We start from the raw sequence: 21,820 nt of genomic DNA, 5'->3' as shown, positions 1-21,820 counted from the left end.
CAACCAGGAAGCGATAAACCATGAGCGAATTGATCACCAGCGTGACGCCCCAAGGCCTGACCGAGTTGCTGCAAGCAGCCGGATACCGGGTCAACCAGACCGACCAGAACGGCATTGTGCAATTGCTCAGCGCCAGCCAGGGCATCGGCTTTGCCGTGCGGTTTGGCAACCCGGCGGCAGAGCAGGGCAGCTACATGGACTTCACCTACAGTTGCGCGCTGCGAGTCCAGGGCCAGTTGCCGGAAGGCCTGGCCCACGTGTGGAACGCCTCGCGGCGTTTTGCGCGGTTGTCGTTGCAGGGCGAATTCCTGCTGATGGAAATGGACGTGGTGGTGGCCGGCGTCGGCGCCAGTCATCTGCGCAGTCAATTGGAACTGTGGGATCGGCTGCTGCAAGAGTTCATCGTCTACCTGCGTGAGTACAGCCAGAATGCCGCGCAGCCTGATGCCGCCCCGACCGTGGATACCCGTGAAGAGGCACCGGCCCTGTGAAAAAACCAACCCTGGTGATCGGCGCTGGAGCACTGGTGTTGCTGGTGGTAGCGGTTACGCTGAGCCTGCGCCCAGGCAGTGATCCGGTGGCTGCCCAGCAACCGGCGCCTGTCATCAATGATGGACCCGCCGTGGCCCGCCTGGGCAATCAACAGGTGGCGCTGGCGGAGCTCAAGGCCTTGCTGGCGACCTTGCCGGTGGAATCTCGCGAGCAACTGCGGGGCAATCGTGGCGCGCTGGAAACCTGGATCCGCTCGCGACTGGCGCAAAAGGCCGTGCTGGAGCAGGCCGACGCCCAGGGCTGGCGCCAGCGCCCGGAGGTGGAGCAACAAACCCGCGCCGCCACCGAGCAGATTGTGTTTCGCGACTACATGCTGTCGGTCAGTCAGGTTCCAGCCGACTACCCAAGCGAGGCAGAACTGCAACAAGCCTATGACAGTGGCAAGGCTGGGTGGGTGACCCCGCCGTTGTACCGGATCAGTCAGATATTTCTCGCGGTGAATGACCCACAAAGCCTCGACGCGGTGCGCCGCCAGGCCCAGGAACTGAGCCGCCAGGCGCAGGCAGCACCGGGGGAGTTCGCCGCGCTGGCCGGGCAGTACTCCCAGGATGCCGACAGTGCCCCGCGCGGCGGCGATTCGGGTTTGCAACCGTTGCAGCAACTGGTGCCTGAGGTACGGGGCGCTGTCTCGCGGCTGAAAGTCGGCGCGGTGTCGGACGCAGTACAAAGTGCGGCGGGCTTTCATGTGCTCAAGCTCACCGGGCAACAGCCGGCGGGTACCGCCAGCCTCGACGACCTGCGCGAGCGCCTGACCCAGGCCTTGCGCGCCCAGCGCCAGGAACAGATCGCCAAGGCGTACCTGGAGGGCATGCTCAATACCGCGACCTTGAGCATTGATGGCGCCGAACTGAACAAGGTTCTGGACTAGAAAGCGGATGCAAAGTCCCATACGACAGGGAGTCCCCCATGGTATTACTGGAACCCGCTGTACCCCAAGATGGCGCGCCGTATCGCACCCACAGTCACCAGCGGAACGCCTGGCTTGCCCAGACCGCCACGATCGTCAACAGCGATTCGGAAGTGATCGGTTACTTTCTCACCAGCGCCCGCTGTGGCTGCTTCATGCAGGCGGCACGCCGGCTCAATATCAAGGCGACCTTGCTGCGCAAGCGCCTGGCACAGCTGGAAAACTACTTTGGGCGTACGCTATTCAGCTATCAGGGCAACGGGATACTGCTCAGTCGTGAAGGTCAGCAGTTGCAGGCTCATCTGGTTGCCAGGGCCCATGAGTGGCGCCTGCCGGTGATTGAGCAACCGCTGATCCGCCTGGCGGTGGCCGAGCCGATCCTGCATGACATCCTCGGGCGCGACCTGATTGCGTTGTTGCGGCGCAATGCGAGCGTGCGGCTGGAGATTATCGCCATCGACAGCGAGCTGGCCTTGCAATCCGTGGAGGCCGATGTGGTGCTGTGGCTATCGGCAACGGACGCCTCAACGCCCGGCCCCGGTTGTGCGACCCAGCCGCCACGGGCCCTGGCGAGTCTGAATTACCTGCCGCATATCGCCAAACGCTACTCGCGGCTGACGACTCGCCCGGACAGCCTCGACGATTTGGCTGACTACACGTTGGTGCAATGGCAGCCGGACCAGCAGGTCGAAGCCCTGCAGCCCTGGAACACCCTGGTGCGCGAGCGTCTGGCCGCCGTGGTGCGGGTGCACGTCTATTCCCTGATGCTGGAAATGATTCGCTGCGGTGCGTGCATTGGTTTGTTGCCACGTTATATGAGTTGCGTCGACCGTGGGCTGATCGCCTTGCCCGGGTTGCTGGCCGAGAACATGCGGCGTCGGGTGTGGATGGCGGTGAATGCTGACGTGCGGCATCCGGAGGAGGTGGACATGATGGTCGAGTTGATCGTCAGTACGTTTGAGGGCAGGCGGGACTGGTTTGATTGATCGGGTGGAACAGGTGTAGCCGCTGCCGAGGCACGAGGCTGCGATAGGTGGCGAAGCCGCCCCAAGAGGGCGGTCTGCGGACACGCATCGCAGCCTCGTGCCTCGGCAGCGGCTACAAATCAGCGTCCTTCAAACACCGGCGGCCGCCGCTGCGCAAACGCCGCCAACCCCTCGCCAAAATCCGCGCTCTCACAGGCCTGGCGCCGCAACTCGGCAATCTGCTCCATGGCTTGCACGGGCATCGGTTGCAGGTCTTCGAGAATCCGCAGTTGCGCCTTCACCGCCTGGATCGCCAGCGGCGCCTTGGCGGCAATGCCCTGGGCCATTTCCAGGGCGGTGGATTCCAGGACATCGGTGGCCACCAGTCGATTGATCACACCAAAACGCTCGGCCCGTTGTGCATCCAGTTTTTGTGCGCAGAAGAACATTTCCTTGAGCACATGGATCGGCAGGTTGTTGAAGAACCGCAGCAGGCCGCTGGTGGTGTAGGGCAGGCCGATATTGGCCGGGGTCATGGCAAAGCTGGCGCTGTGATCGGCGACCACCAGGTCGCAGCTCATGGCCAGGTCGACGGCGCCGCCCCACGCGGAGCCCGAGATGGCGGCGATAACCACGCCGGGGTAGGCGCGGATCCTGCGCAGCACGCGCTCCAGGGGTTTGCCGTAGGCCACCGGGTCGCGATCGTGGGACAGTTCGCCGATGTCGTGACCGGCGCTCCATACTGACTGGCCGACTTCAGCGCCGAGGATCACCACGCCAACACGCTGTTCGGCGAGGGCGGCCAAGCTTTCATCGACAGCGTTGAGCAGTTGCGCGCTCAGGGCATTGCGCTGGCTGGGGTTGCTGAAGAGCAGGCGGGCGATGCGCGGCTCGAGCATCTGGACCGTGACGTAGTTGGAAGTCATTGGGCGGTTCCTGTTGAGTGTTGGTAGAGAACGTTGGCCTTGAGCAGGGCCTGGATCGACGCAGGGTCGAAGCCGGCCTCTTGCAGCACCGCCACGCTGTGCTCGCCCAGCAGGGGCGGTGGGCGTTGTTCGCGGCCTGGGACGGCGCCTGCATTATTGAAAATCGGCGTCACCACCTGGCGCAATGCACCCAGGGTGGGATGACTGAGGGTTTGGGTCAACTGGCTGTGCAGCACCTGTGGGTCATTGAAAACTTCGTCCAGGGTATTGATCGGCCCAGCGGGCAATCCTGCGCCGATAAACAGTTCGGTCCATTCCCGTTTGCTGCGGGTTTTCAGGCGGCTTTCGAGGATGGCTTTCAGTTCATTCCGGTGTTCTACCCGGGCTTCATTGCAGGCGAAACGTGGATCGTCCGGCAGATGCGCAAGGTCGAGCAAGGTACATAAGCGGCGCCACATGGCGGAGGTGATCGGCGCCAGGTTCAGCGGCCCGTCCAGGGTCTGGAATACCCCGTAAGGGGCGATCACCGAGTGCGCGTTGCCGGTGCGTCGCGGCACATCCCCCAGGCTCAGGAAACGCTGGCCATGGACACTGAGCAAGCCCACCAGGCTGGCCAGCAACGAGGTGTTGACGTGCTGGCCGTGCCCGGTGCGTTCGCGCTCCAGCAGGGCCGCCAATACTGCGCTCACCAGCCACATACCCGAGGTCAGGTCACCAATGGCGGTGCCGGTGCGGGTCGGGTCGCCGTCGCTGAAACCGGTCAGGCTCATCAGGCCCGAATAGCCTTGGGCGATCTGATCGAACCCCGGCCAACTGCTCATGGGTCCGTCGCTGCCAAAGGCGTTGATACTGCCCAGGATCAGTCGTGGATTACGTGCGCTGAGTACTTCATAGCCCAGGCCCATGCTGTCCAGGGTGCCGGGCTTGAAGTTCTCGATGACCACGTCGGCGTTGTCGATCAGTTGCTGGAGGGTGTCCAGGCCATGGGGGGAGCGAAAGTCCACGCACAGGCCGCGCTTGTTGCGATTGCACGACAGGTAATAAGTGCTGACGCCCCGGTCGAACGGCCCCCAGGTGCGGCTCATGTCGCCGGCGGGGCCGGGCTCGACCTTGATCACATCAGCTCCCAGGTCTGCCAGCACCATGGTGCAGAACGGTCCCGAGAGGGCGCGGCTCAGGTCGATGATCTTGATGCCTTGCAACGCTTGCATGGGTTTCTCCAGTCAGGGTTATTGCGGCAATGTCTGGTGGCGGGTTTCGACGGCGAACGGCAGGATCAATATGCCCAACACAAAGGCGGCCGCCGTCCAGGCGATCGGTGCGCCGATGGAGCCATACCAATGAATCGCGGCGGCCAGCAGGAAGTTGACCCCGGCACCGATGAAGCGCCCCACTGACGCATTGAAAGCAAAGGCGGTGGCGCGAATCCGGGTGGGGTACTGTTCGGGCAACCACAGGGAAAAGATCGCGAAGTTGCCGCCAAAAAAGCCGAGGAACAGCAACGACACCATGAACAGGTGCAGGCCGTTATCCAGGTAGAACACCCAGCCGAAGGCGAAGACGATCGAGGCCGCCATACCGGCAAAGTAGATGCCCAGCGCCTTGCGTCGGCCGACCCGTTCGGCCAGCCACGGTGCGACGAGGCAGCCGAGGATGGTGCTCAACGACAACACTGCCGCGCCAATCGAGGCCAGGTGTACCGCACCGACATGGTCGATGCCTGCGCGGGTCGCCAGGGTGACCACGGCGGTGGCTTCATACACAGAGCCCGCCCACAGCCCGACGATGGCTACCCCCACCAGGGCCGAGCTGGTCAACGTGCGACGGCGAAATGCAGGGGCAAAGATTTCCCACCACGCAGCACGTGTGGTCGCGGCGGGTTTTACCTGGCGAATCTGCTGGGGCTCCTTGACCTTCAACGCGGTATAGATCGCCACGACGGCCGGGAATAGCCCGCACAAAAACATCACCCGCCAGCCATAGGTGGCGCCGACGGTGTAGTTGAGCAAGGCGGCAATGAAAAAGCCCAGGTAGTAGCCGGTCTGCAAATACCCGGCACCCATTTTGCGTCGGTCTTCCGGCCAACTCTCGGCCACATACGTACCGGCCAGGGCCCATTCGCCACCGACGCCGATCCCGGCAATCAAGCGGAAAATCGCCAACTGCCAGATGTTGTCGGAGAACGCCGCCGCGCCGGTAAACAACGAATACACCAGGATGCTCACGGCCAGCACCTTGACCCGCCCGAAGCGGTCCGCCAGCGGTCCCCAGATGAATGAAAGCCCCCAACCCACCAGGAACAACCCAAACATGATCGAACCGTACATGGCGATGTTGGCGGGAGTAGGGGCGAGGCCCGAGTTGGGCAGCAACTCGGTGAGGGCAGGAATCAACACCAGGGCAAAAATCACCGAGTCCACGCCATCCAGGACCCAGCCCAGGTACACCGCCCAGAAGCCGCGAATCTGCTCGCGGGACAGGGGGGTCTTGATTGGTTTTATGCTCGTTGCCGATGCGGTTAACGCTTTGGACATGACGATCTCCCATTGACCCTGCTCGGGCCTATAGAAGCGCGGCGAGGCGCTTCGTTTATTGTGAAATCAATCTATGCCCGTGACCCATAAGCCACAAATATGAAATTCCTTTGGTTCCATCGGATCTTTATATAGAGTCGGTTTTTTCAGGAGATGCCCATGGACCTGCGCCAGCTGCGGTACTTCATCAAGGTGGTCGAGTGCGCCAACATCACCCGCGCCAGCGAAGCCCTGCACATCGCCCAACCGGCCATCAGCCAGCAGATGCGCAATCTGGAGCGGGACATGGACATGCAACTGCTCGAACGCAGTGTGCATGGCGTGGTACCCACTGCCGCGGGGCAAACCTTGTATCGGCATGCCATTGAGTTATTGCGCCAGGCCGATGGCACTCGGGAACTGCTGCGTCAGGATGCTGAATATCCGCAGGGCAAGGTGTCGGTGGGCATGCCGTCGAGTACGGCGCGGATGTTGGCGATTCCCTTGGCGCGGACCATTCGCAGTCGTTATCCGGGGATCAAGCTGGAGTTGATCGATGCGCCGAGTGCTGAGCTGGGAGGGTTGATCACGGTGGGGCGGGTGGCGATGGCGGTGATTGTCGATGGGGTGCAGACCCGTGGTTTGGCGTCGCGGCGGTTGCTCAGTGAAATTCTGTACTTGGTGGCGTGGCCGGAGTTTTTGCTGCCGGATGGGCCGGTGAGTATTGAGGCGTTGGCGAAGATGCCGCTGGTGTTGCCGTGTGTGCCGAACACCATTCGCAGTCGGGTGGATGCGGCGATGCAAGAGGCGGGGTTGCCGTTTGAGGTGGAGTTTGAGGCGAACTCTACGGATTTGTTGTTTTCGGCGGTGTTGGCGAGGTTGGGGGTGACGGTGTTGCCTTGGGCGGCGGCGCACGTGGAGTTGGAGCAACGCAGGCTTAAGTTGGCGAGGATTGATCATCGGTTGTTTACGCGGGAGTTGTCGTTGTGCTGGCCGGATACGGGGGTGCAGAGTAATGCGGTGGAGAAGGTCAGGGAGACGATTTTTGAGTTGTTTGAGGGGTTTGAGGGGGAGCGGGGGTGGGCTAGGGGGGATTGAGTACATATCCGTTGCTGCGGTGATGGCGGCTTATGGTTCCGCTCTTACAGCGGGTCACTTTTGGCAAACGCCCCAAAAGTAACCAAAAGGTCTTTGCCCCACCACTCGGTGCCTCGCCTAGGCTCGGCATGCCCTCACTTCGGCATTGCTCCGTGGGCCGCCGCAATGGGCCATCCCTGGCCCAGTGCGGCTAAACCGGCGTCCTGCCGGTTTACCCACGGACCAATGCCTACGTTCAGCCATCGTGGTTTAACGGGGCGCCTAGGATCAAAAACAGAGCAAAAGCGAGGCGGCCTAGTAGCCGACCTATTCTTTGAAGCGTATGCGTTTCCTCCTCACACCTTCGCGTAGCAGCTGTCGAGCGCCAGCGAGGCTGCGTGCTCTTGATCTTGCTGTTGATCTGCTTTTGATCTTGATCTTGATCTGAGGCGCCCCGTTAAACCACGCTGGCCGGAATCCGATATTGATTTGGGGGGTAAACCGGCAGGACGCCGGTTTAGCCGCCCTCGGCCATGGATGGCCGATGGCGGCGGCCCCCCAAATCAATGTCGGATTACGGGCACACCGAGCCTGAGCGAGGTGCCGAGTGGTGGGGCAAGAGCGTTTTGCTTACTTTGCCGCTTTTGCAAAGTGAGTCGCCGTAAGGGCGAAACCAATAGCCGCCGTAACCGCAGCAATGGATATGCCCCCAATCAAAGCACCAAATGACACCGCACCTCCTGATGCCCACTCCCCACCAACCCCTGCCTCTGCTCACACCCCTGCGTACGCCTCGAACACCGCTCCAGAAAAAAACACCCACTGGGCAACACCCGATTCCCCGGCAGTTCCGTCGCCGCGCTGACATACGCATCATCCAACGCCACCCCCAATTTCGGCACCGCCTCCAGCAGCAACTGCGTATACGGATGCCGCGGCTGCCCCAGCACCTGCTCGGCATCCCCCAGCTCTACAATCTGCCCCAGATACATTACCGCCACCCGGTCAGCCATGTGCCGCACCACCGAAACGTTGTGGGAGATCAGGATATAGGTCAGGCCCAACCGCCGTTGCAACTCCGCTAACAGGTTGAGGATCTGCGCCTGCACCGAGATGTCCAGAGCCGAGGTCGGTTCGTCGAGCACCAGAATGCTCGGGTTCGACGCCAGGGCCCGGGCAATGGCGATCCGTTGCCGTTGCCCGCCGGAGAATTGGTGCGGGTAGCGGTCCAGGTACTCGGCGCGAATGCCCACTTGCTCGGCCACCTTGGCGGCGATGGCGCGCATTTCGCGTCTGGGGGTATCGCCCAGGGCGAACAGCGGTTCGGTGATGATCTTCCAGATAGGCAGGCGCGGGTCGAGGGACGATTGCGGGTCCTGGAACACGATCTGCACATGGCGATGGCGCTCCCGGGCGTTGTTGTAGACCCAGTCCACCTCGCCGCCGCTAGGCGCCACCAGGCCCATCAGCAGTTGGGCGAGGGTGCTTTTACCGCAGCCGGACTCGCCGACAATCCCCAGGGTTTCTCCCGGGCGCACCTGCAAGTCGATGCCGTTAAGGGCATGGGCATAGCCCCGGGGCCGGCCCAGCCAGTCGTTCTTTACCGGGAACTTCACCTGCACGTCCCTGAGGGTCAGCAAGGGATCTTGGGAAACCGTCATCACACAGACTCCTTGGCGGACAACCAGCACGCACTTTTGCGCAGGCGGGCCGGATCGATCAGGTTAAGGCGCGGGCGTTCGGCACATTGGGTCATGGCGTGGGGGCAGCGTTCGCGAAAGGTACAGCCCGAGGGCAGGGCGGCCAGGTTGGGCACTTGGCCGGGGATGGTCAGCAGGTCTTCGCCGGGTTGTACCTGCTCCGGCAGGCCGCTGAGCAAGCCTTGGGTGTAGGGATGCCGGGGATCGCCCATGACTTGGGCGGTGGGGCCTTCTTCGACCACGGCGCCGGTGTACATCACGTACACCCGGTCGCAGAACTGCGAGACCACCGCCATGTCGTGGGTGATCAGCAGGATCGCGGTGCCGCGTTGGCGTGCCTTTTCCCGCAGCAGCAACAGCACCTGGCGCTGCACCGTGACGTCGAGGGCCGTGGTCGGTTCGTCGGCGATCAGCAGTTGTGGATCGCAGGAAAACGCCAAGGCAATCATTACTCGCTGACGCATGCCACCGGACAGTTCGAAGGGGTAACTGTCGAGGATCTGCTCGGGGTCGGCGATGTGCATGTCCTTGAGCAGGGCGATAGCCTTGGCCCGGGCCTCGGCTTTGCTCAGGCGCTGGTGATGGATGATCACGTCGAGCATTTGCCGGCCGATGCGCCGCGTCGGGTTGAGGGCGGTCATGGGCTCCTGGAAGATCATCGCGGCGTCACGGCCACGGACCTGCAACAGGTCTTTTTCCTGGGCACCGAGCATGTCGCGGCCGAGCATATGCAAGCTGCCCTGGGTGATCCGGTAACTGCGCTCCGGCAGCAGGCGCAAGCTGAGCATCGCGGTGACCGATTTACCCGAACCGGACTCGCCCACCACGCCGACGATTTCGCCGGGATTGACGTGCAGTGACACACCGTTAAGGGCTTGGACATTGTTGCGGTAAGCCGGGAATTCCAGGCTCAGGTTGTCGATGGCGAGGACCGCTGGACTGGACATGCTCATTTCCCCTGTTGCCGTGGATCAAGCAGGTCACGCACACCGTCACCCAGCAAGTTGAAACCGGTGGCGGTGATCAGGATCGCCAGCCCCGGGAAGGTCGAGTACCACCAGTTGTCGAGGATGAAATTACGCCCGGTGGCGACCATCGCGCCCCATTCGGCGGTGGGCTGTTGTGCGCCCAGGCCGATAAAGCCGAGGGCCGAGGCCATGAGAATGGCGCTGCCGATGTCCAGGCTCAGTTGCACCAGCAAGGGCGGCATGGCGTTGCGGCCCACGTGCCAGGAGACGATATGCCAACGCCCGGCACCGAAGGTCTGGGACGCCTTGACGTAACCCATCTGGCGGATGCTCAAGGCTTGGCCACGGGCCAGGCGTACGTAGAACGGAATGCGCACCACGGTGATCGCCAGCATCGCGTTGAACAGGCTCGGGCCCAGCGCGGCGGCCAGGGCCATGATCAGCACCAGGGACGGCACCGAGAGCATGATGTCCATCAGGCGCATGATCAGGCCGTCGAAACGCCCGCCGATGATCCCCGACAGACAGCCCAGCAGGCCGCCTGCCAGGCACGAGGCAAAGGCCACGAACAGGCCGACGCCCACCGATTGACGGCTGCCATGCAATACACGGCTGAACAGGTCGCGGCCCACTTCATCGGTGCCGAACCAGTGCTCGGCCGAGGGGGCGGCGAGGCGTTGGGCCAGGTTGAGGGCGTTGGGGTCGTGGCTGGCCAGCCAAGGCGCGAACGCCATGCAGATCAGTACGATCAGGGTGATGGTCAGGCCGGCAATGGTCAGCGGGCTGCGCCGTACTTGATAAGCCAGGTACGCCAGGCGCGCGTGCAGGGTCGGGCGTTGGGCCAACGGCACGGGCAGGGGGATAGTCACAGGCGTGGTCATCTCAATTCACCTCGCCGATACGCGGATCGATCACCCGGTACAGCAGGTCGATCGCCATGTTCAGCAGCACATAAATAAACGACACGAGGATCGCGAAGCCCATCACCGCCGGGAAATCCAGGGACTGAATCGACTTGACCACATAGGCGCCCATGCCGGGCCAGGCGAACACGGTTTCGGTGAGCACGGCGCCGTAGAGCAAGTCACCGAGGGTCAGGCCGAGGACGGTGACCGAGGGAATCAGCGCGTTGGGCAGCGCGTGCCGCAGAATCACCGCCCAACGTGACAGGCCGTAGGCACGCGCGGTGCGGATATAGTCTTCGCCCAACTGATCCAGCATTGCCGAACGGATCTGCCGCGCCACCACGCCGAGGTTGACGAAACCCAGGGTGATCGCCGGCAGGATCAGGTGTTGCAGGGCGTTGAGAAACAGCGGGATATCCCCGGCCAGCAACGCGTCCACCAGGTAGAACCCGGTGATGGTGTGGGGCGGCTCCAGGCCTTCGTCCAGTCGACCGCTGCCGGGCAGCCAGCCGAGTTGGCCGTAGAACAACACGATCAGCCCCAACCCAAGCCAGAACGCCGGGGTGGAAATGCCGGTGACGGCCAACGTGCGGGCGATCTGGTCGATGGCACGGTTGTGATAGACCGCCGATAACACCCCAAGCGGAACGCCCACCAGCACTGACAGCAGCAGGGCGGCAAGGGCCAGTTCCAGGGTGGCCGGGAAGAACGCTTGCAGGTCCTCCAGCACCGGGCGGCTGGTGCGGATCGAGGTGCCGAGGTCGCCGTGCAGCAGGTCACTCATGTAGCGGCCGTACTGTTGATACAGCGGCAGGTCGAGGCCCAGTTGATGGCGGATGTTCTCGACAATGGCATCGCTGGCCCGGTCGCCGGCGATCAGCCGCGCGGGGTCACCCGGGATCAGGTGGGAGATGCAAAAGGTGATCACTGAAACACCGATCACGACCAACAGCAGGCCGAACAGGCGTTTGCGCAGAATATTCAGGAAGGCCATGGGGGCTCCTCGTTGTGGCGAGCAGGTTTTCTGTGTGTGGGGCATATCTGTGGCGAGCGGGCTTACCTGTGGCGAGCGGGGAGCGGGTTACTTACTGATCTGCGCCACGTTAAACACCTGCTCCAACATCGGATGGAACACATACCCCTTCACCGAATCACGCATCGGCAGGCTGTAGTTCTTCTGATACAGGTAGGCGTAGACCGCGTCCTTGAGCACGATCTTCTGCGCTTGCTGGTACAGCTCGATACGCTTGGCGGTGTCGTTATTGGCCGCAGCATCACGCACCAGCGTGTCCACCTGGGGGTTGCTATAGAACGAACGATTGCCCGCCAGCCCTTGCAAGTTGGAGTCGAACCAGAAGTTCATGAACATGTAGGGATCGGCGAAGTCCGGGCTCCAGGAACCGATGGCGACGTCGAAGTCGCCCTTGCCCAGGCGCTCACGCATCGTGGCATTGGCCAGTTTCTCCATCTTCAGGTTGATCCCCAATGGCGCCAGGCCGGCTTGCAGGGTCAGGCCGATGGACTCCCAGTTGGCGTCTTTATCCGAATAGACAAAGTTCAGGTTGCTGATTTTCTGCGGCAGTTTCTTGAGGTTGGCCTCTGCGGCGGCCACGTCCTGTTTCATCACCGGCAGGCTGGCGTCATGGGCCCACATGCCATCCGGGATTGGCCCGTTCATCAACTTGGCCTGCCCCTTGAGGATGCCATCGACGATGCCTTTGTAATCCAGCGCATCGACGATGGCCTGGCGTGCGTCACGGTTGTCCAGCGGGGCTTTTTTGTTGTTCAGGTACAGGTACGTTACCCGCAGCGACGGGAATTTTTCGACGACAATCCCTGGTTTGCTGGCCAGCGTGCTGAGCTGGTCTTCGGGCATGTCCTCGATGATGTCCAGGTCACCCCGTTCCAGTTGCAGGCGCCGTACCGAGGCTTCGCTGATGATCTTGATCACCACCTTATTCAGACTTGGCTTGGGCCCGGCGTAGTAGGTGTTGGGCTCCAGGGTCAGGGCCTGGCCTTTCTGCCAGTTGCTCAGGCGAAACGCACCGGAGCCGGCGGTGTGGGTCGACAGGTAGGCGTTGATATCGCCCTGTTTGGCCACGTCCGGGTTGATGATGCCGGCGCCGTTGTGGGCGAGGGTGAAGAGGAAGGGCGCATAGGGTTTGGTCAGGGTGAAGCGCACGGTCATCGGGTCGACGACACTGACGGCCATGTCATCCGGAAAGGCGCCGGAAGGGCCTTGCTTGAGCTTCATCAGGCGGTCGAAGGAGAACTTCACCGCATTGGCATCCACTGCCGCGCCGTCGTCGAATTTGTTGCCGGGCTTGAGCTTGAAGTCCCACACCAGATTGTCCGGCGAAATGCTCCAGCTCTCGGCCAGGTCGCCCTGGACTTCGGTGCTGCCTTTACCGTTTTCAACCTTGTAGGCCACCAGTTTCTGGTACGCCGGGTAGGTCACCGCCCAATCGTTGTTGTCGATGGTTACGGCGGGGTCGAGGGTTTGCGGGTCGGCGGCCTTGCCGATCATCAGGGTGTCCTTGGGCGCGGCGGCGCTTGCCGATTGCCAGGCGCCAAGGCTCAGCGCGGCGCACAACAGGGACAGGGCGAGGGTCTTGCGGGTAGTCACGGTATTAAGGGTCATGCCGGTTTCCTTGATCATCAGATGAGGGGAACGTCGTCAGGTTTTTTATTAAATGTATAACCGGGCAGTTGGAGCTAAGGCGTGCTGCTTATTGTTGTGGTGTGGCGGTAAACGGTCAGCGGGGCTCCTCGATCAGGGGGAAGTGTTCGGCGTCCGGCAGCTCGTAGTGCCACCATTCGGTGGTGATGGCCTTGAAGCCGGCACTCAGCATGATCCCCATCAACAACAGGCGATTGCGTTGCACCTGGGGCGGCAAGTCGGGGTAGAACGGGTGGGACTTGGGTTCCATGGCGTCGAAGGCGGTGCCCATGTCCAGGGCTTCGCCGTGTTCGTCCACCAGGGTCAGGTCGATGGCCACGCCTCGGGTGTGATGTGATCCCAGTCGCGGGTCGCTTACGTAGTTGGGGTCGGGCAGAACCTGCCAGAGCAATTGCTGGGCGTACGCGGGCCGATAGGCATCCAGGATGCGCAGGGTCAACCCGGCCTGGCGCGCTGCCTGGCTGGCCTTGCGCAGGCAGGCGGCCGCGTCGACATGCAGCAGGCAACGGTTATTGCGATAGATCACACGGCCGGCCAGGTTGTCGGCGCTGGCGTAGATCAGGTCGATCTGCACCGGGTACACCTGGGGGTCGATCTCTACCAAGGGACTGTTATTCACGCAAACACATCCTCTCAAGGGTCAGGATTCAAACTGGCCGAAGGCCTGTTGCAGGGCACGGTTTTTCGCCAGGCGCGCATCCAGGCGCTCGCCGTACTGTTCGGCGACAGCAGAGACGATCAAGTTGAACAGGCAGGCCAGCGGTGCCAGGGAATCCCAGAACTGGCCTACATCGGTTTTCAGTTGCAGCAGGTCCAGCTCGTAATCCCGGGCCCAGGGGCATTGCAGATCGGTGATCAAGGCCAGCGGCAATTGGTGCAAGTTGGCGGTTTCACAGAACGTCGGCGTTACGGCGGAGTAGGCACGGAAGTCGGAAATGATCGCGTAGGGTTTTTCAAAACCCGAGTTCAGGGTCTCGGCGTAGATCCCCGATAGGCCATCGACGTAATAGACCTTGGGCCGAATGTATTCCAGGTGGCTGTGGAAGGCGCTGAGGATGCCGCGGGTGGACTGGATGCCGAGGATAAACACGGCATCAGCCTCGACAATCTGCTGCACGATAGCGTTGAAAGCCTGGCTGCGGGCCAGGCCATAAACATGCTGGATGGCCTCGATTTCCCGGTTCAGGGAGCGGTCGAGGGCGTCTTCCTGATCATTCTCGTTGCGAAAGGCTCCTAGCCGGTCAGTGATCAACCACGACGCTGGTGTGTCGCCGCGTAAACCTTGCTTGACGTCATCCAGGTTGCGATAGCCCAGGGTACGCAAGAAGCGGCCTACCGAAATGCCGGTGGTCCCGGCTTGCTGGGCGATGCTGTCGGCGGTCTCGAACGGCAATTGCTGCAGATTGCCCAGCAGATAAGTGGCAATGCGCTTACCGGTGGGCGTCAGCGTGGGGAACTGTTGTTCCAGCGTCAGTTGGAAGCTGTTCTTGTCCATGACGGTCTCGAAAAGGGTGACAGCAAATGTTATCTGGATTTCATATTTGTTGATGTTGTTAGAAACATAACATTGGCAGTTACAACAATACAATGACTTTTCCGCTGATCAATTAAGCGCCGCAGAACAAAATGTGGGAGCGGTGGTGCGACGATTCGACTTGCTCGTTCCCACACAAACCCACTCCCACAGTTGAATCGTTAGCGACCTTTCTTTTGCGTATCCAACGCCGTAGCAATCACCGTCCCCATGGCGGTCGGTTGAGGATCGTTCTGGTGGGCCACCGCATCAATCGCCCATTGCTCAAGGCGCACCCGATCTTTCTGGAACACCATCATGTGGGTCGAACCACCGAACTCGAAGTGGCCGATTTCCGTGCCGCGAGTAATCGCTACCGGAGCACTGCCTTCGTTGACGATAAACTGCGGTTCAATGATGCAGGTCGACACCTCGACCATGCCGATGCAGATCAGCGCCACATAGCCGCAGGTGGCGTGCTCGAAAATAAAGATAGCGCGAGCCGCCACATGCCCCAGGTAGGGCTGCGACTCGGTGCCTTCCCAAGTGCCTTCACCTTCACCCTGAGCCGGGCGTTGGGCGAAGTAAGTGCCCGGTTGCACCCATGAGCGCAGGATGGTGCCGTCCAGCGGTGCGTTCCAGCGGTGGTAGTGGGTGGCGGACAAGAATCCCTGATAGATCTGGCCGCCTTCAAACGGCTTTGCCCATTGTGCCTGGCCGGCAAAAAGATCCAGCAGCGAATAGTTGACGTCCTTGATCCAGAAGTCGGTCTCGAAGGCGATAGTGTTTTCGTATTGCCACGGCGTGGTCTCACAACCAATGTCGATCTGGGTCAGTGGGTCGCCCTGGAAAGGGCGTGCACCGGGCACGAATTTTCGGATGAAAAACGAGTTCCAGGAATCGAAGCCATAACCCGGCTGCTCGGGGTCGCACTCCATCTGGTCCCACACGCCTGCGGCCCAGGCAGCTTTGGAAATCCACGAGCCTTCTTTCTCGGGATCGCTGATGTCCAGTTTGTCGAGGGAGTCGGGGCTTTTGAGGAAGGTGTTCCAGGTATCCAGCACTTTCTTGAATTGCTGGTTGAACGTCGCGTCGTGAAACATCGCGACGCCGGCTTCAGTGGCCATGGAAATGGCGAGGAAGGCGTTCATCGGCGTTCCCACCTGCGCCGTGGCATTGAACGAGGAGGAGGTGGTGACAATCTCGTTGAGGATCTCGAAGAAACTGTCGTAGTCCTTGATCCACACGGCGTCGCCATCCTGGTCCTTGATCTGTTCCAGGGTCTCGGGGTCCAGGGTCAAGACATAGGCATTGGACTGGTCGATCATCGACACCACCCACATGCGGTACACGCTATTGGTGGTCACCCAGTGCTTGAATTCGGTGAGTTGCGGGCGCATTGGCGTGAGCGTACCGGCTTTCTTCTTGGCGGCGATGAAGTCGCGCAGAGGCACCAGGAACTTGGCGGTGGCCCACACCCGGTTGGGCACCCAGAAACCCATCTGCACGGGGCCGGCGTTATCGAGGGTGAGGAGGTTGGATCGAGTGCTCTCTACACGGGGCGGGGTTGACGGGTGTTTAGACGAGGCGGTGGAACGATCGAATTGAGCCATTTTGTTAGTCCTTTAAGATAGACGCTTGCGAGAACTCCGTTTAAGCGAAGTTCAGCGTAGCTACCGCAGGACCCGGGGGTTGTAATCGTTGGCTATAAATGGCCCAGACAAGGGTGCATAAGCGCCCATGCTCAACTGACAAAAATGATCTTCGACACCAGTTCGACAATATTTTTCGCCTGCATTTTCTTCATCAAGCGCGCCCGGTGGACTTCCACGGTGCGGTGGGAGATTTCCAGTTGCTTGGCGATTTCCTTGGACTTGAGTCCGTTGACGATAAGCATCGCGATTTCCCGCTCCCGGGGCGTGAGGTCACCGGTGGCGTGGTGCGTACGGTTCAGGCGTTCGAAGTGCCAGACCATCAGCTTGAACGGGTCGTCCGGGGTCAGGGTGTAGCCATGGGACTTGGCCCAGAACACCTCGCCGTTCTTGTGTTGCATGAAGCGCTCATCGGAATAGGAGTCGCTGGGGCTGTTGTGCAACCAGTCGAGACTGCGCTTGCCGATGGCCTGGTAGTCCGCCTGGGAGGGGTAGATCAGCAGGGTCAACTGATTGAGCAGCTCGTCGCGCTGATAGCCGAACAGCTGCAGGAAGGCTTCATTGCAGTCGAGCATCATCCGGTGGCTGGTGATCAGCTGCGGGGCGGGTGACACCTTGAACGCCAGGCATTCGATGTCTTGGAGTTGTTGTGCAAAGACGGTCATTGGGCATCCTGCCTCAGGTTGAATCCGGCCATGGCGAACACCGACTGTCGCAGCGGCTACTTACCCTTGTAAGTAGTTGCACGAACTAGCGGGAAATTGGCACGGTAGTTCATTGTAGGGAAAGTTCGAGCCAAGAGAAGAAGAAATTAAACATGCCTGTTGATTGCGTATCGATTGTTGCTGCCGGTCACTCCCGTTTTGGTCGCCTGGACGGTGCCAAGCTGGAAGACCTGATCGTCCAGGTTACCCGCGAGGCCCTGGCGGACGCGGCCATTGACGCCTCGGAGATCGATGCGCTGTTTCTTGGGCACTTCAACTCGGGGATGGTCCCTGACGGTTTTCCTGCCTCGCTGATGTTGCAAGCCGATCCCGGCCTGCGGTTCAAACCGGCCACCCGTTGTGAGAACGCCTGTGCCTCGGGTTCGGCGGCGATTCAGGCGGGAATCAACGCGATTCTCTCCGGTTCAGCCGAACTGGTACTGGTGGTGGGTGCGGAAAAAATGACCGGTAACTCCACCGCCGAGGTCACCCGGGCGCTGGCCGGCGCCGGCTATCAGAACGATGCGGCTGAAGCCGGTTTGAGTTTCCCGCAGTTGTTCGGCATGGCCGCGCGGCAGTACGCCGAACGCTACCACTGCCCGATGGCCTCGATGGCGGCCATCGCCACCAAGAACCATTCCAATGCCATGGCCAATCCTTTGGCGCAGATGCGCAAGGTCATGGATTTCGAACATTGCAACAACGTTTCCCAGAGCAACCCGTATGTGGCGGACTCTCTGCGCCTGACGGATTGTTCATTGATCAGCGACGGTGCCGCCGCCATCATCCTGGCCTCGCCCAAGCGTGCCCGGCTGTTTCGGCGTGACGTGCAGATTCGGTCGATGACTCAGGTCAATGATTTCCTGCCGATTGCCCAGCGCGACATCCTCGCCTTTGACGGCCCGCAGCGGGCGATTCACTCGGCCTTGCGCGGGGCCAATGTGACCCTGGCAGACCTGAGTTTTGCCGAGGTCCACGACTGCTTCACCATCGCCGAACTGCTGATCTACGAAGCCATGGGCCTGGCGCCCAAGGGCGAAGGGCATCGGGCGCTGGATTCCGGTGTAGTGCGCGCTGGCGGGCGCTTGCCGGTGAACCTGTCCGGCGGACTTAAGGCCAAAGGGCATCCGGTGGGCGCCACCGGGGTCTCGATGCATGCCCTGGCGTTTCGTCAATTGACGGGGGAGCCCATTGGTCTGTCGGTGCCCAACCCCGAGTTTGGCCTGGTGTTCAATATGGGCGGGATGGCGGTCGCCAGCTATGCCTCGGTGCTGCAAGTACGCCGGAGCTGAGGATGAATATCGCCAATTGGCTGCACGATACCAGCCGCCGCTATCCGCACCGCCCGGCGCTGTTTGAAGGCGCCCGCCAAGTCGCCGACTACGCCACCTTTGCCACCCGCGTTCGTCAACGTGCCGCGCACCTGATGGACGCTCACGGCATCGTGCCGGGCGACCACGTGGCGCTGTTGATGAAGAACTGTTGTGAATACCTGGAATTGCTCTACGCCATTTGGTGGGTCGGCGCGGTGGCGGTGCCGGTCAACAGCAAACTGCACCCTGGCGAAGCCGCCTGGATTGCCGAAAACGCCGAGGCCCGGTTGATCTTCACCGACGGCGGCCAGGTGTTTTCATCCCTGGGTTTGCCTGCCGGGTGTCGCGAGCTGGACGGACGGGCGCAGCCGGCTATCGCCAGCAGTTTGGGATTGGAATACCCCTGCGTTCGTCAGGACCACGACCTGGCCTGGCTGTTCTACACCTCCGGCACCACCGGGCGGTCCAAGGGCGTGATGTTGTCCCACGGCAACCTGATCGCCATGTCGCTGTGCTACGCCACGGACGTGGACCCGGTCAGCGCCGAGGACGCCGCGGTGTATGCCGCGCCGATGTCCCATGGCGCCGGTCTCTACAACTTTATTCATGTGCGCTGCGGCGCTCGCCATGTGGTCCCAGAGTCCTGTGGTTTTGATGCCGCCGAACTGTTCGGGCTGGCGGCGGAACTGGGCAATGTCTCGTTGTTCGCCGCGCCGACCATGGTCAAACGCATGGTGGAACAGGCGCGTCGCCAGGGATACGCAGGCGAGGGGATCAAGACCATCGTCTACGGCGGTGGCCCGATGTACCTGGCCGACCTGAGGGATGCCGTGGACACCTTCGGCCCGCGCCTGGTGCAGATCTATGGCCAGGGCGAGAGCCCGATGACCATCAGCGTCTTGCCCCGTGAGCTGATCGCCGACCGGCAACGGTCTGATTGGCCCACGCTGGCGGCGTCTGTTGGCCAGGCGCAATCCTGTGTGGAAATCCGCATCCTGGATGCCAACCATCACCCTGCGCCATGCGGCGAGCGCGGAGAAATCGCCGTGCGTGGCGCCACCGTGATGCAGGGTTATTGGCATAACGAAACCGCTTCCCGCCAAACGCTGGTAGAGGGCTGGTTACTGACCGGCGACATCGGCTTTATGGACCCGGCCGGCTACCTGACACTCACCGACCGCTCCAAGGATGTGATCATCACCGGCGGCAGCAATGTGTACCCGCGGGAAGTCGAGGAAGTGCTGGCGCAGCACCCGGATGTGTTTGAAGTCTGCGTGGTTGGTGAACCGGATACGCAGTGGGGCGAGTCAGTGGTAGCCTTCGTGGTTTCCCGGGACGCACAGGCGCTCAATGAAGCGCTGCTCAATGCCTGGTTTATCGAGCGCATGGCCTCGTTTAAAAAACCCAAGAAGTACCTGTTTCGTAGCGACTTGCCGAAGAACAGCTACGGCAAGGTGCTCAAGACCGAATTGCGGCAGTGGTTGAAAGACACGAGCGTTACCGCCGTTCCCTGAAGCGTTTTCCATGGACAGACATCAGACAGGAGTCCTCTAGATGGGCATTCAACAGCAAGACACGGCCCGCAAGCGGCGCCGTGCGTTTATCGGTGCCACCTCCGGCCACCTGATCGAGTGGTACGACTACGGCGTCTACGGTTTTCTCGCCGTGTATATCGGCCAGGCATTCTTCGTTTCCGACGACCCCACCACCAGCCTGCTGGCGAGTTTTGCCGCGTTTGCCCTGAGTTTTTTCATCCGACCTCTGGGTGGGCTGTTCTTCGGCCCGCTGGCGGACAAGATCGGCCGACGCAAAACCCTGATCACCGTGCTGGTGATGATGACCGGTTCGACGTGCCTGCTGGGCTTGTTGCCGACCTACGCCAGTATTGGGATCGCCGCGCCCATCCTGTTGGTATTGGTGCGTTGCGTGCAGGGCTTCTCGGCGGGTGGTGAAATTGGCACGGTGACGAGCTTCATCTCCGAATACGCCGGCCCCGGTCGACGTGGATTCGCCACCTGCTGGCTGATGGTGACGGCGGTACTCGGCCTGCTGGTAGGGGGCGCAGTGGCCAACGGCATGACCTGGATCCTCGGCGCCGAGCTGATGCAAGAGTGGGCCTGGCGCATTCCGTTTCTGATCGCCGCGCCCTTGGGCATGATCTCCATGTACATCCGCCTCAAGCTCGAAGACAGCCCCGAATTCCTCGCCTTGCAGCGCGCAGGGCAGACCTCCCGGGCACCACTGCGTGAAGTCTGGCAGTGGAAACGGGCGATTGCCCTGGTGTTCTTCATCATCACCTTGCACAGCTCGATCTTCTATCTGGTACTGACCTTCGCCTCGACCTACATGGCGAAAATCCTCAAGTTCGACAGCGGCACCACATTGCTTTACGTGTTTGTCGCCAGCTTCTCGGCGGCTTTTGTGATGCCGTTTGGCGGCGCGTTCACCGACAAGTACGGGCGTAAGCCGTTCTTGCTGGTGGTCGGTACGCTGGCCACGTTGGCGATGTTTTGGCTGTTCAAGTCGGCCCCGACGGCGACGACCAGCTCGTTCTTCTTCCCGCTGATGGCGGTGGCGATCCTGTTCGGACTGTATGCCTCCTCAACGTACGCGCTGATGAGTGAACTGCTGCCCACACGCATCCGCTCCACCGGGATTGCCGTGGCCTACAACGTCCCGGTGGCGGTGTTCGGTGGCAGTGCACCGCTGATCTCCACCTGGCTGATCAAGGCCACCGGCGACATCACGTCGCCCTGGTACTTTTATGTCGGCACGGGTGTGGTATCGCTGATCGCCCTGGTGATTTTGCGCAAGGAAGATTTTGTCGCCAGTGGCAGTGCGGTGGTAACGCCTGTGGATGGGCGAGGGGAGTTGGGTCACACCGCTCCTCTGTAGCCGCTGCCGAGGCACGAGGCTGCGATGCGGGCCGCAGGACCGCCGCCTGGGGCCGCTTACAAACAGTTTCAGGGTTTTCGGTGGATTCAATAGATGACCATCGCAGGTCGCGGGTCTATCAACCCGCCGCTTGCGGCTGGATCTGCAAATCTCCATCCACATCCTTCACCAACCCACTCGCCACCAGCAGCGGCAACAACCGCTTGTGCAACTGCGGCTCCACAAACTCCTTCACCGTCGCCAGCACCAGGGTGCCGCTCAGGGGCAGTTCGGCTTTGGTGTACGACAGCCAGGCTTTTTTCAGCATCAGCAGCACATCGCTGCCCGCAGTGGAGGCGAAGCGACGGTTGGCCGTCTGGCCCTGGAAGTCGAAGGTGTGCTGAAAGTCGTAACCAGTCTCGTCGCCGCTACTGGCCACGCAACGTACACAGGCGCAGGGACCTGCGGCGAAGGCGGCAATCAGATAGCTGTTGAAATCCACCACGGGCTTGAGCGACAGGCGCTTGTCCACTTCAAACAGGTCCCCGGTCATTTTTTCGTCAGTGTTCAA

Annotated in this window: 20 protein-coding genes; 7 read left to right on the top strand and 13 right to left on the bottom strand. The window is 61.5% G+C overall.

The window, feature by feature from the left end; all coding sequences use genetic code 11:
* Positions 1 to 20: 20 nt before the first annotated feature.
* The 3 genes from J7E41_RS11420 to J7E41_RS11410 are packed head-to-tail and all read left to right on the top strand — an operon-like array spanning position 21 to position 2,445.
* The gene (locus tag J7E41_RS11420; protein WP_214992880.1) at positions 21 to 491 is read left to right on the top strand and encodes a YbjN domain-containing protein; all 471 of its coding nucleotides are present in this window, start codon (positions 21 to 23) and stop codon (positions 489 to 491) included.
* A complete protein-coding gene (locus J7E41_RS11415) occupies positions 488 to 1,420 on the top strand; it encodes a peptidylprolyl isomerase (RefSeq protein WP_214992878.1) in 933 nt (310 codons plus the stop codon). The genes J7E41_RS11420 and J7E41_RS11415 overlap by 4 nt, the downstream gene beginning before the upstream one ends.
* A 38-nt stretch (positions 1,421 to 1,458) precedes the next feature.
* Complete coding sequence (locus J7E41_RS11410) at positions 1,459 to 2,445, top strand: LysR family transcriptional regulator (RefSeq protein ID WP_214992875.1); 987 nt, start codon at positions 1,459 to 1,461, stop codon at positions 2,443 to 2,445.
* A 119-nt stretch (positions 2,446 to 2,564) separates the two neighbouring features.
* Here J7E41_RS11410 and scpB read toward each other — a convergent pair whose 3' ends face one another.
* From scpB to J7E41_RS11395, 3 genes are read right to left on the bottom strand one after another with little or no spacing between them, the layout of a single operon-like run.
* Positions 2,565 to 3,350, bottom strand: coding sequence for a methylmalonyl-CoA decarboxylase (scpB, locus tag J7E41_RS11405; RefSeq protein WP_214992872.1), 786 nt, complete (start codon positions 3,348 to 3,350; stop codon positions 2,565 to 2,567).
* Entirely contained in the window at positions 3,347 to 4,561 is a 1,215-nt protein-coding gene (locus J7E41_RS11400) for a CaiB/BaiF CoA transferase family protein (RefSeq protein WP_214992869.1), read from the bottom strand. The genes scpB and J7E41_RS11400 overlap by 4 nt, the downstream gene beginning before the upstream one ends.
* An 18-nt stretch (positions 4,562 to 4,579) precedes the next feature.
* On the bottom strand, positions 4,580 to 5,884 hold the full coding sequence (locus J7E41_RS11395) for an MFS transporter (RefSeq protein WP_214992866.1): 1,305 nt from the start codon (positions 5,882 to 5,884) through the stop codon (positions 4,580 to 4,582).
* Between the two features lie 159 nt (positions 5,885 to 6,043).
* On the opposite strand from J7E41_RS11395, the gene J7E41_RS11390 reads away from it, so the two are divergent.
* Complete coding sequence (locus J7E41_RS11390) at positions 6,044 to 6,961, top strand: LysR substrate-binding domain-containing protein (protein ID WP_214992863.1); 918 nt, start codon at positions 6,044 to 6,046, stop codon at positions 6,959 to 6,961.
* A gap of 692 nt (positions 6,962 to 7,653) precedes the next feature.
* On the opposite strand, the gene J7E41_RS11385 is transcribed toward J7E41_RS11390, so the two are convergent.
* The 9 genes from J7E41_RS11385 to J7E41_RS11345 form a co-directional block, all read right to left on the bottom strand.
* Positions 7,654 to 8,601, bottom strand: a complete 948-nt coding sequence (locus J7E41_RS11385) for an oligopeptide/dipeptide ABC transporter ATP-binding protein (protein WP_214992861.1) — start codon at positions 8,599 to 8,601, stop codon at positions 7,654 to 7,656.
* Positions 8,601 to 9,587 carry an ABC transporter ATP-binding protein gene (locus tag J7E41_RS11380; RefSeq protein ID WP_435304121.1) on the bottom strand — a complete coding sequence of 329 codons (987 nt, stop codon included), beginning with the start codon at positions 9,585 to 9,587 and terminating at the stop codon, positions 8,601 to 8,603. Before J7E41_RS11380 ends, J7E41_RS11385 begins: the two co-directional genes overlap by 1 nt.
* Positions 9,588 to 9,589: 2 nt before the next feature.
* The gene (gene ddpC, locus J7E41_RS11375) at positions 9,590 to 10,489 is read right to left on the bottom strand and encodes a D,D-dipeptide ABC transporter permease (RefSeq protein WP_169354340.1); all 900 of its coding nucleotides are present in this window, start codon (positions 10,487 to 10,489) and stop codon (positions 9,590 to 9,592) included.
* A 1-nt stretch (position 10,490) separates the two neighbouring features.
* Positions 10,491 to 11,507 (bottom strand): ABC transporter permease, encoded by a 1,017-nt coding sequence (locus J7E41_RS11370; protein ID WP_214992854.1) that lies wholly within the window; start codon positions 11,505 to 11,507, stop codon positions 10,491 to 10,493.
* Between the two features lie 87 nt (positions 11,508 to 11,594).
* A complete protein-coding gene (locus tag J7E41_RS11365) occupies positions 11,595 to 13,154 on the bottom strand; it encodes an ABC transporter substrate-binding protein (protein WP_435304120.1) in 1,560 nt (519 codons plus the stop codon).
* A 115-nt stretch (positions 13,155 to 13,269) separates the two neighbouring features.
* On the bottom strand, positions 13,270 to 13,812 hold the full coding sequence (ddpX, locus tag J7E41_RS11360; RefSeq protein ID WP_214992848.1) for a D-alanyl-D-alanine dipeptidase: 543 nt from the start codon (positions 13,810 to 13,812) through the stop codon (positions 13,270 to 13,272).
* 21 nt (positions 13,813 to 13,833) lie between these two features.
* On the bottom strand, positions 13,834 to 14,688 hold the full coding sequence (locus J7E41_RS11355) for a MurR/RpiR family transcriptional regulator (protein WP_214992845.1): 855 nt from the start codon (positions 14,686 to 14,688) through the stop codon (positions 13,834 to 13,836).
* 200 nt (positions 14,689 to 14,888) lie between these two features.
* The gene (locus J7E41_RS11350; RefSeq protein ID WP_214992843.1) at positions 14,889 to 16,319 is read right to left on the bottom strand and encodes a phosphatidylserine decarboxylase family protein; all 1,431 of its coding nucleotides are present in this window, start codon (positions 16,317 to 16,319) and stop codon (positions 14,889 to 14,891) included.
* Positions 16,320 to 16,450: 131 nt separating this feature from the next.
* Positions 16,451 to 17,023 (bottom strand): LuxR C-terminal-related transcriptional regulator, encoded by a 573-nt coding sequence (locus J7E41_RS11345; protein ID WP_214992840.1) that lies wholly within the window; start codon positions 17,021 to 17,023, stop codon positions 16,451 to 16,453.
* Between the two features lie 152 nt (positions 17,024 to 17,175).
* Between J7E41_RS11345 and J7E41_RS11340 the strand changes: the two genes are divergently transcribed.
* Genes J7E41_RS11340 through J7E41_RS11330 form a run of 3 tightly spaced genes read left to right on the top strand, consistent with a single transcriptional unit; the run spans position 17,176 to position 21,270 of the window.
* Positions 17,176 to 18,354, top strand: a complete 1,179-nt coding sequence (locus J7E41_RS11340; protein ID WP_214992838.1) for an acetyl-CoA acetyltransferase — start codon at positions 17,176 to 17,178, stop codon at positions 18,352 to 18,354.
* Positions 18,355 to 18,356: 2 nt separating this feature from the next.
* Positions 18,357 to 19,889 (top strand): class I adenylate-forming enzyme family protein, encoded by a 1,533-nt coding sequence (locus J7E41_RS11335; RefSeq protein ID WP_214992836.1) that lies wholly within the window; start codon positions 18,357 to 18,359, stop codon positions 19,887 to 19,889.
* 40 nt (positions 19,890 to 19,929) lie between these two features.
* Positions 19,930 to 21,270 carry an MFS transporter gene (locus J7E41_RS11330; protein ID WP_214992823.1) on the top strand — a complete coding sequence of 447 codons (1,341 nt, stop codon included), beginning with the start codon at positions 19,930 to 19,932 and terminating at the stop codon, positions 21,268 to 21,270.
* 118 nt (positions 21,271 to 21,388) lie between these two features.
* On the opposite strand, the gene J7E41_RS11325 is transcribed toward J7E41_RS11330, so the two are convergent.
* Positions 21,389 to 21,820, bottom strand: coding sequence for a hypothetical protein (locus J7E41_RS11325; protein WP_214992820.1), 432 nt, complete (start codon positions 21,818 to 21,820; stop codon positions 21,389 to 21,391).

This window comes from Pseudomonas fluorescens (assembly GCF_018614655.1).
Classification (GTDB): domain Bacteria; phylum Pseudomonadota; class Gammaproteobacteria; order Pseudomonadales; family Pseudomonadaceae; genus Aquipseudomonas; species Aquipseudomonas fluorescens_BX.
The sequence above is the reverse complement of the archived record's forward strand: the minus strand, read 5'-3'. Positions and strand labels throughout refer to the sequence as shown.

What these genes read in the sequence shown, in the direction of transcription:
- J7E41_RS11420 (WP_214992880.1), top strand. Translation starts at nt 21, where the DNA reads ATGAGCGAATTGATCACCAGCGTGACGCCCCAAGGCCTGACCGAGTTG.
- J7E41_RS11395 (WP_214992866.1), bottom strand. Translation starts at nt 5,884, where the DNA reads ATGTCCAAAGCGTTAACCGCATCGGCAACGAGCATAAAACCAATCAAG.
- ddpC (WP_169354340.1), bottom strand. Translation starts at nt 10,489, where the DNA reads ATGACCACGCCTGTGACTATCCCCCTGCCCGTGCCGTTGGCCCAACGC.
- J7E41_RS11390 (WP_214992863.1), top strand. Translation starts at nt 6,044, where the DNA reads ATGGACCTGCGCCAGCTGCGGTACTTCATCAAGGTGGTCGAGTGCGCC.
- J7E41_RS11410 (WP_214992875.1), top strand. Translation starts at nt 1,459, where the DNA reads ATGGTATTACTGGAACCCGCTGTACCCCAAGATGGCGCGCCGTATCGC.
- J7E41_RS11380 (WP_435304121.1), bottom strand. Translation starts at nt 9,587, where the DNA reads ATGTCCAGTCCAGCGGTCCTCGCCATCGACAACCTGAGCCTGGAATTC.
- J7E41_RS11335 (WP_214992836.1), top strand. Translation starts at nt 18,357, where the DNA reads ATGAATATCGCCAATTGGCTGCACGATACCAGCCGCCGCTATCCGCAC.
- J7E41_RS11350 (WP_214992843.1), bottom strand. Translation starts at nt 16,319, where the DNA reads ATGGCTCAATTCGATCGTTCCACCGCCTCGTCTAAACACCCGTCAACC.
- J7E41_RS11355 (WP_214992845.1), bottom strand. Translation starts at nt 14,688, where the DNA reads ATGGACAAGAACAGCTTCCAACTGACGCTGGAACAACAGTTCCCCACG.
- J7E41_RS11365 (WP_435304120.1), bottom strand. Translation starts at nt 13,154, where the DNA reads ATGACCCTTAATACCGTGACTACCCGCAAGACCCTCGCCCTGTCCCTG.
- J7E41_RS11400 (WP_214992869.1), bottom strand. Translation starts at nt 4,561, where the DNA reads ATGCAAGCGTTGCAAGGCATCAAGATCATCGACCTGAGCCGCGCCCTC.
- J7E41_RS11345 (WP_214992840.1), bottom strand. Translation starts at nt 17,023, where the DNA reads ATGACCGTCTTTGCACAACAACTCCAAGACATCGAATGCCTGGCGTTC.
- scpB (WP_214992872.1), bottom strand. Translation starts at nt 3,350, where the DNA reads ATGACTTCCAACTACGTCACGGTCCAGATGCTCGAGCCGCGCATCGCC.
- J7E41_RS11370 (WP_214992854.1), bottom strand. Translation starts at nt 11,507, where the DNA reads ATGGCCTTCCTGAATATTCTGCGCAAACGCCTGTTCGGCCTGCTGTTG.
- J7E41_RS11330 (WP_214992823.1), top strand. Translation starts at nt 19,930, where the DNA reads ATGGGCATTCAACAGCAAGACACGGCCCGCAAGCGGCGCCGTGCGTTT.
- J7E41_RS11385 (WP_214992861.1), bottom strand. Translation starts at nt 8,601, where the DNA reads ATGACGGTTTCCCAAGATCCCTTGCTGACCCTCAGGGACGTGCAGGTG.
- J7E41_RS11340 (WP_214992838.1), top strand. Translation starts at nt 17,176, where the DNA reads ATGCCTGTTGATTGCGTATCGATTGTTGCTGCCGGTCACTCCCGTTTT.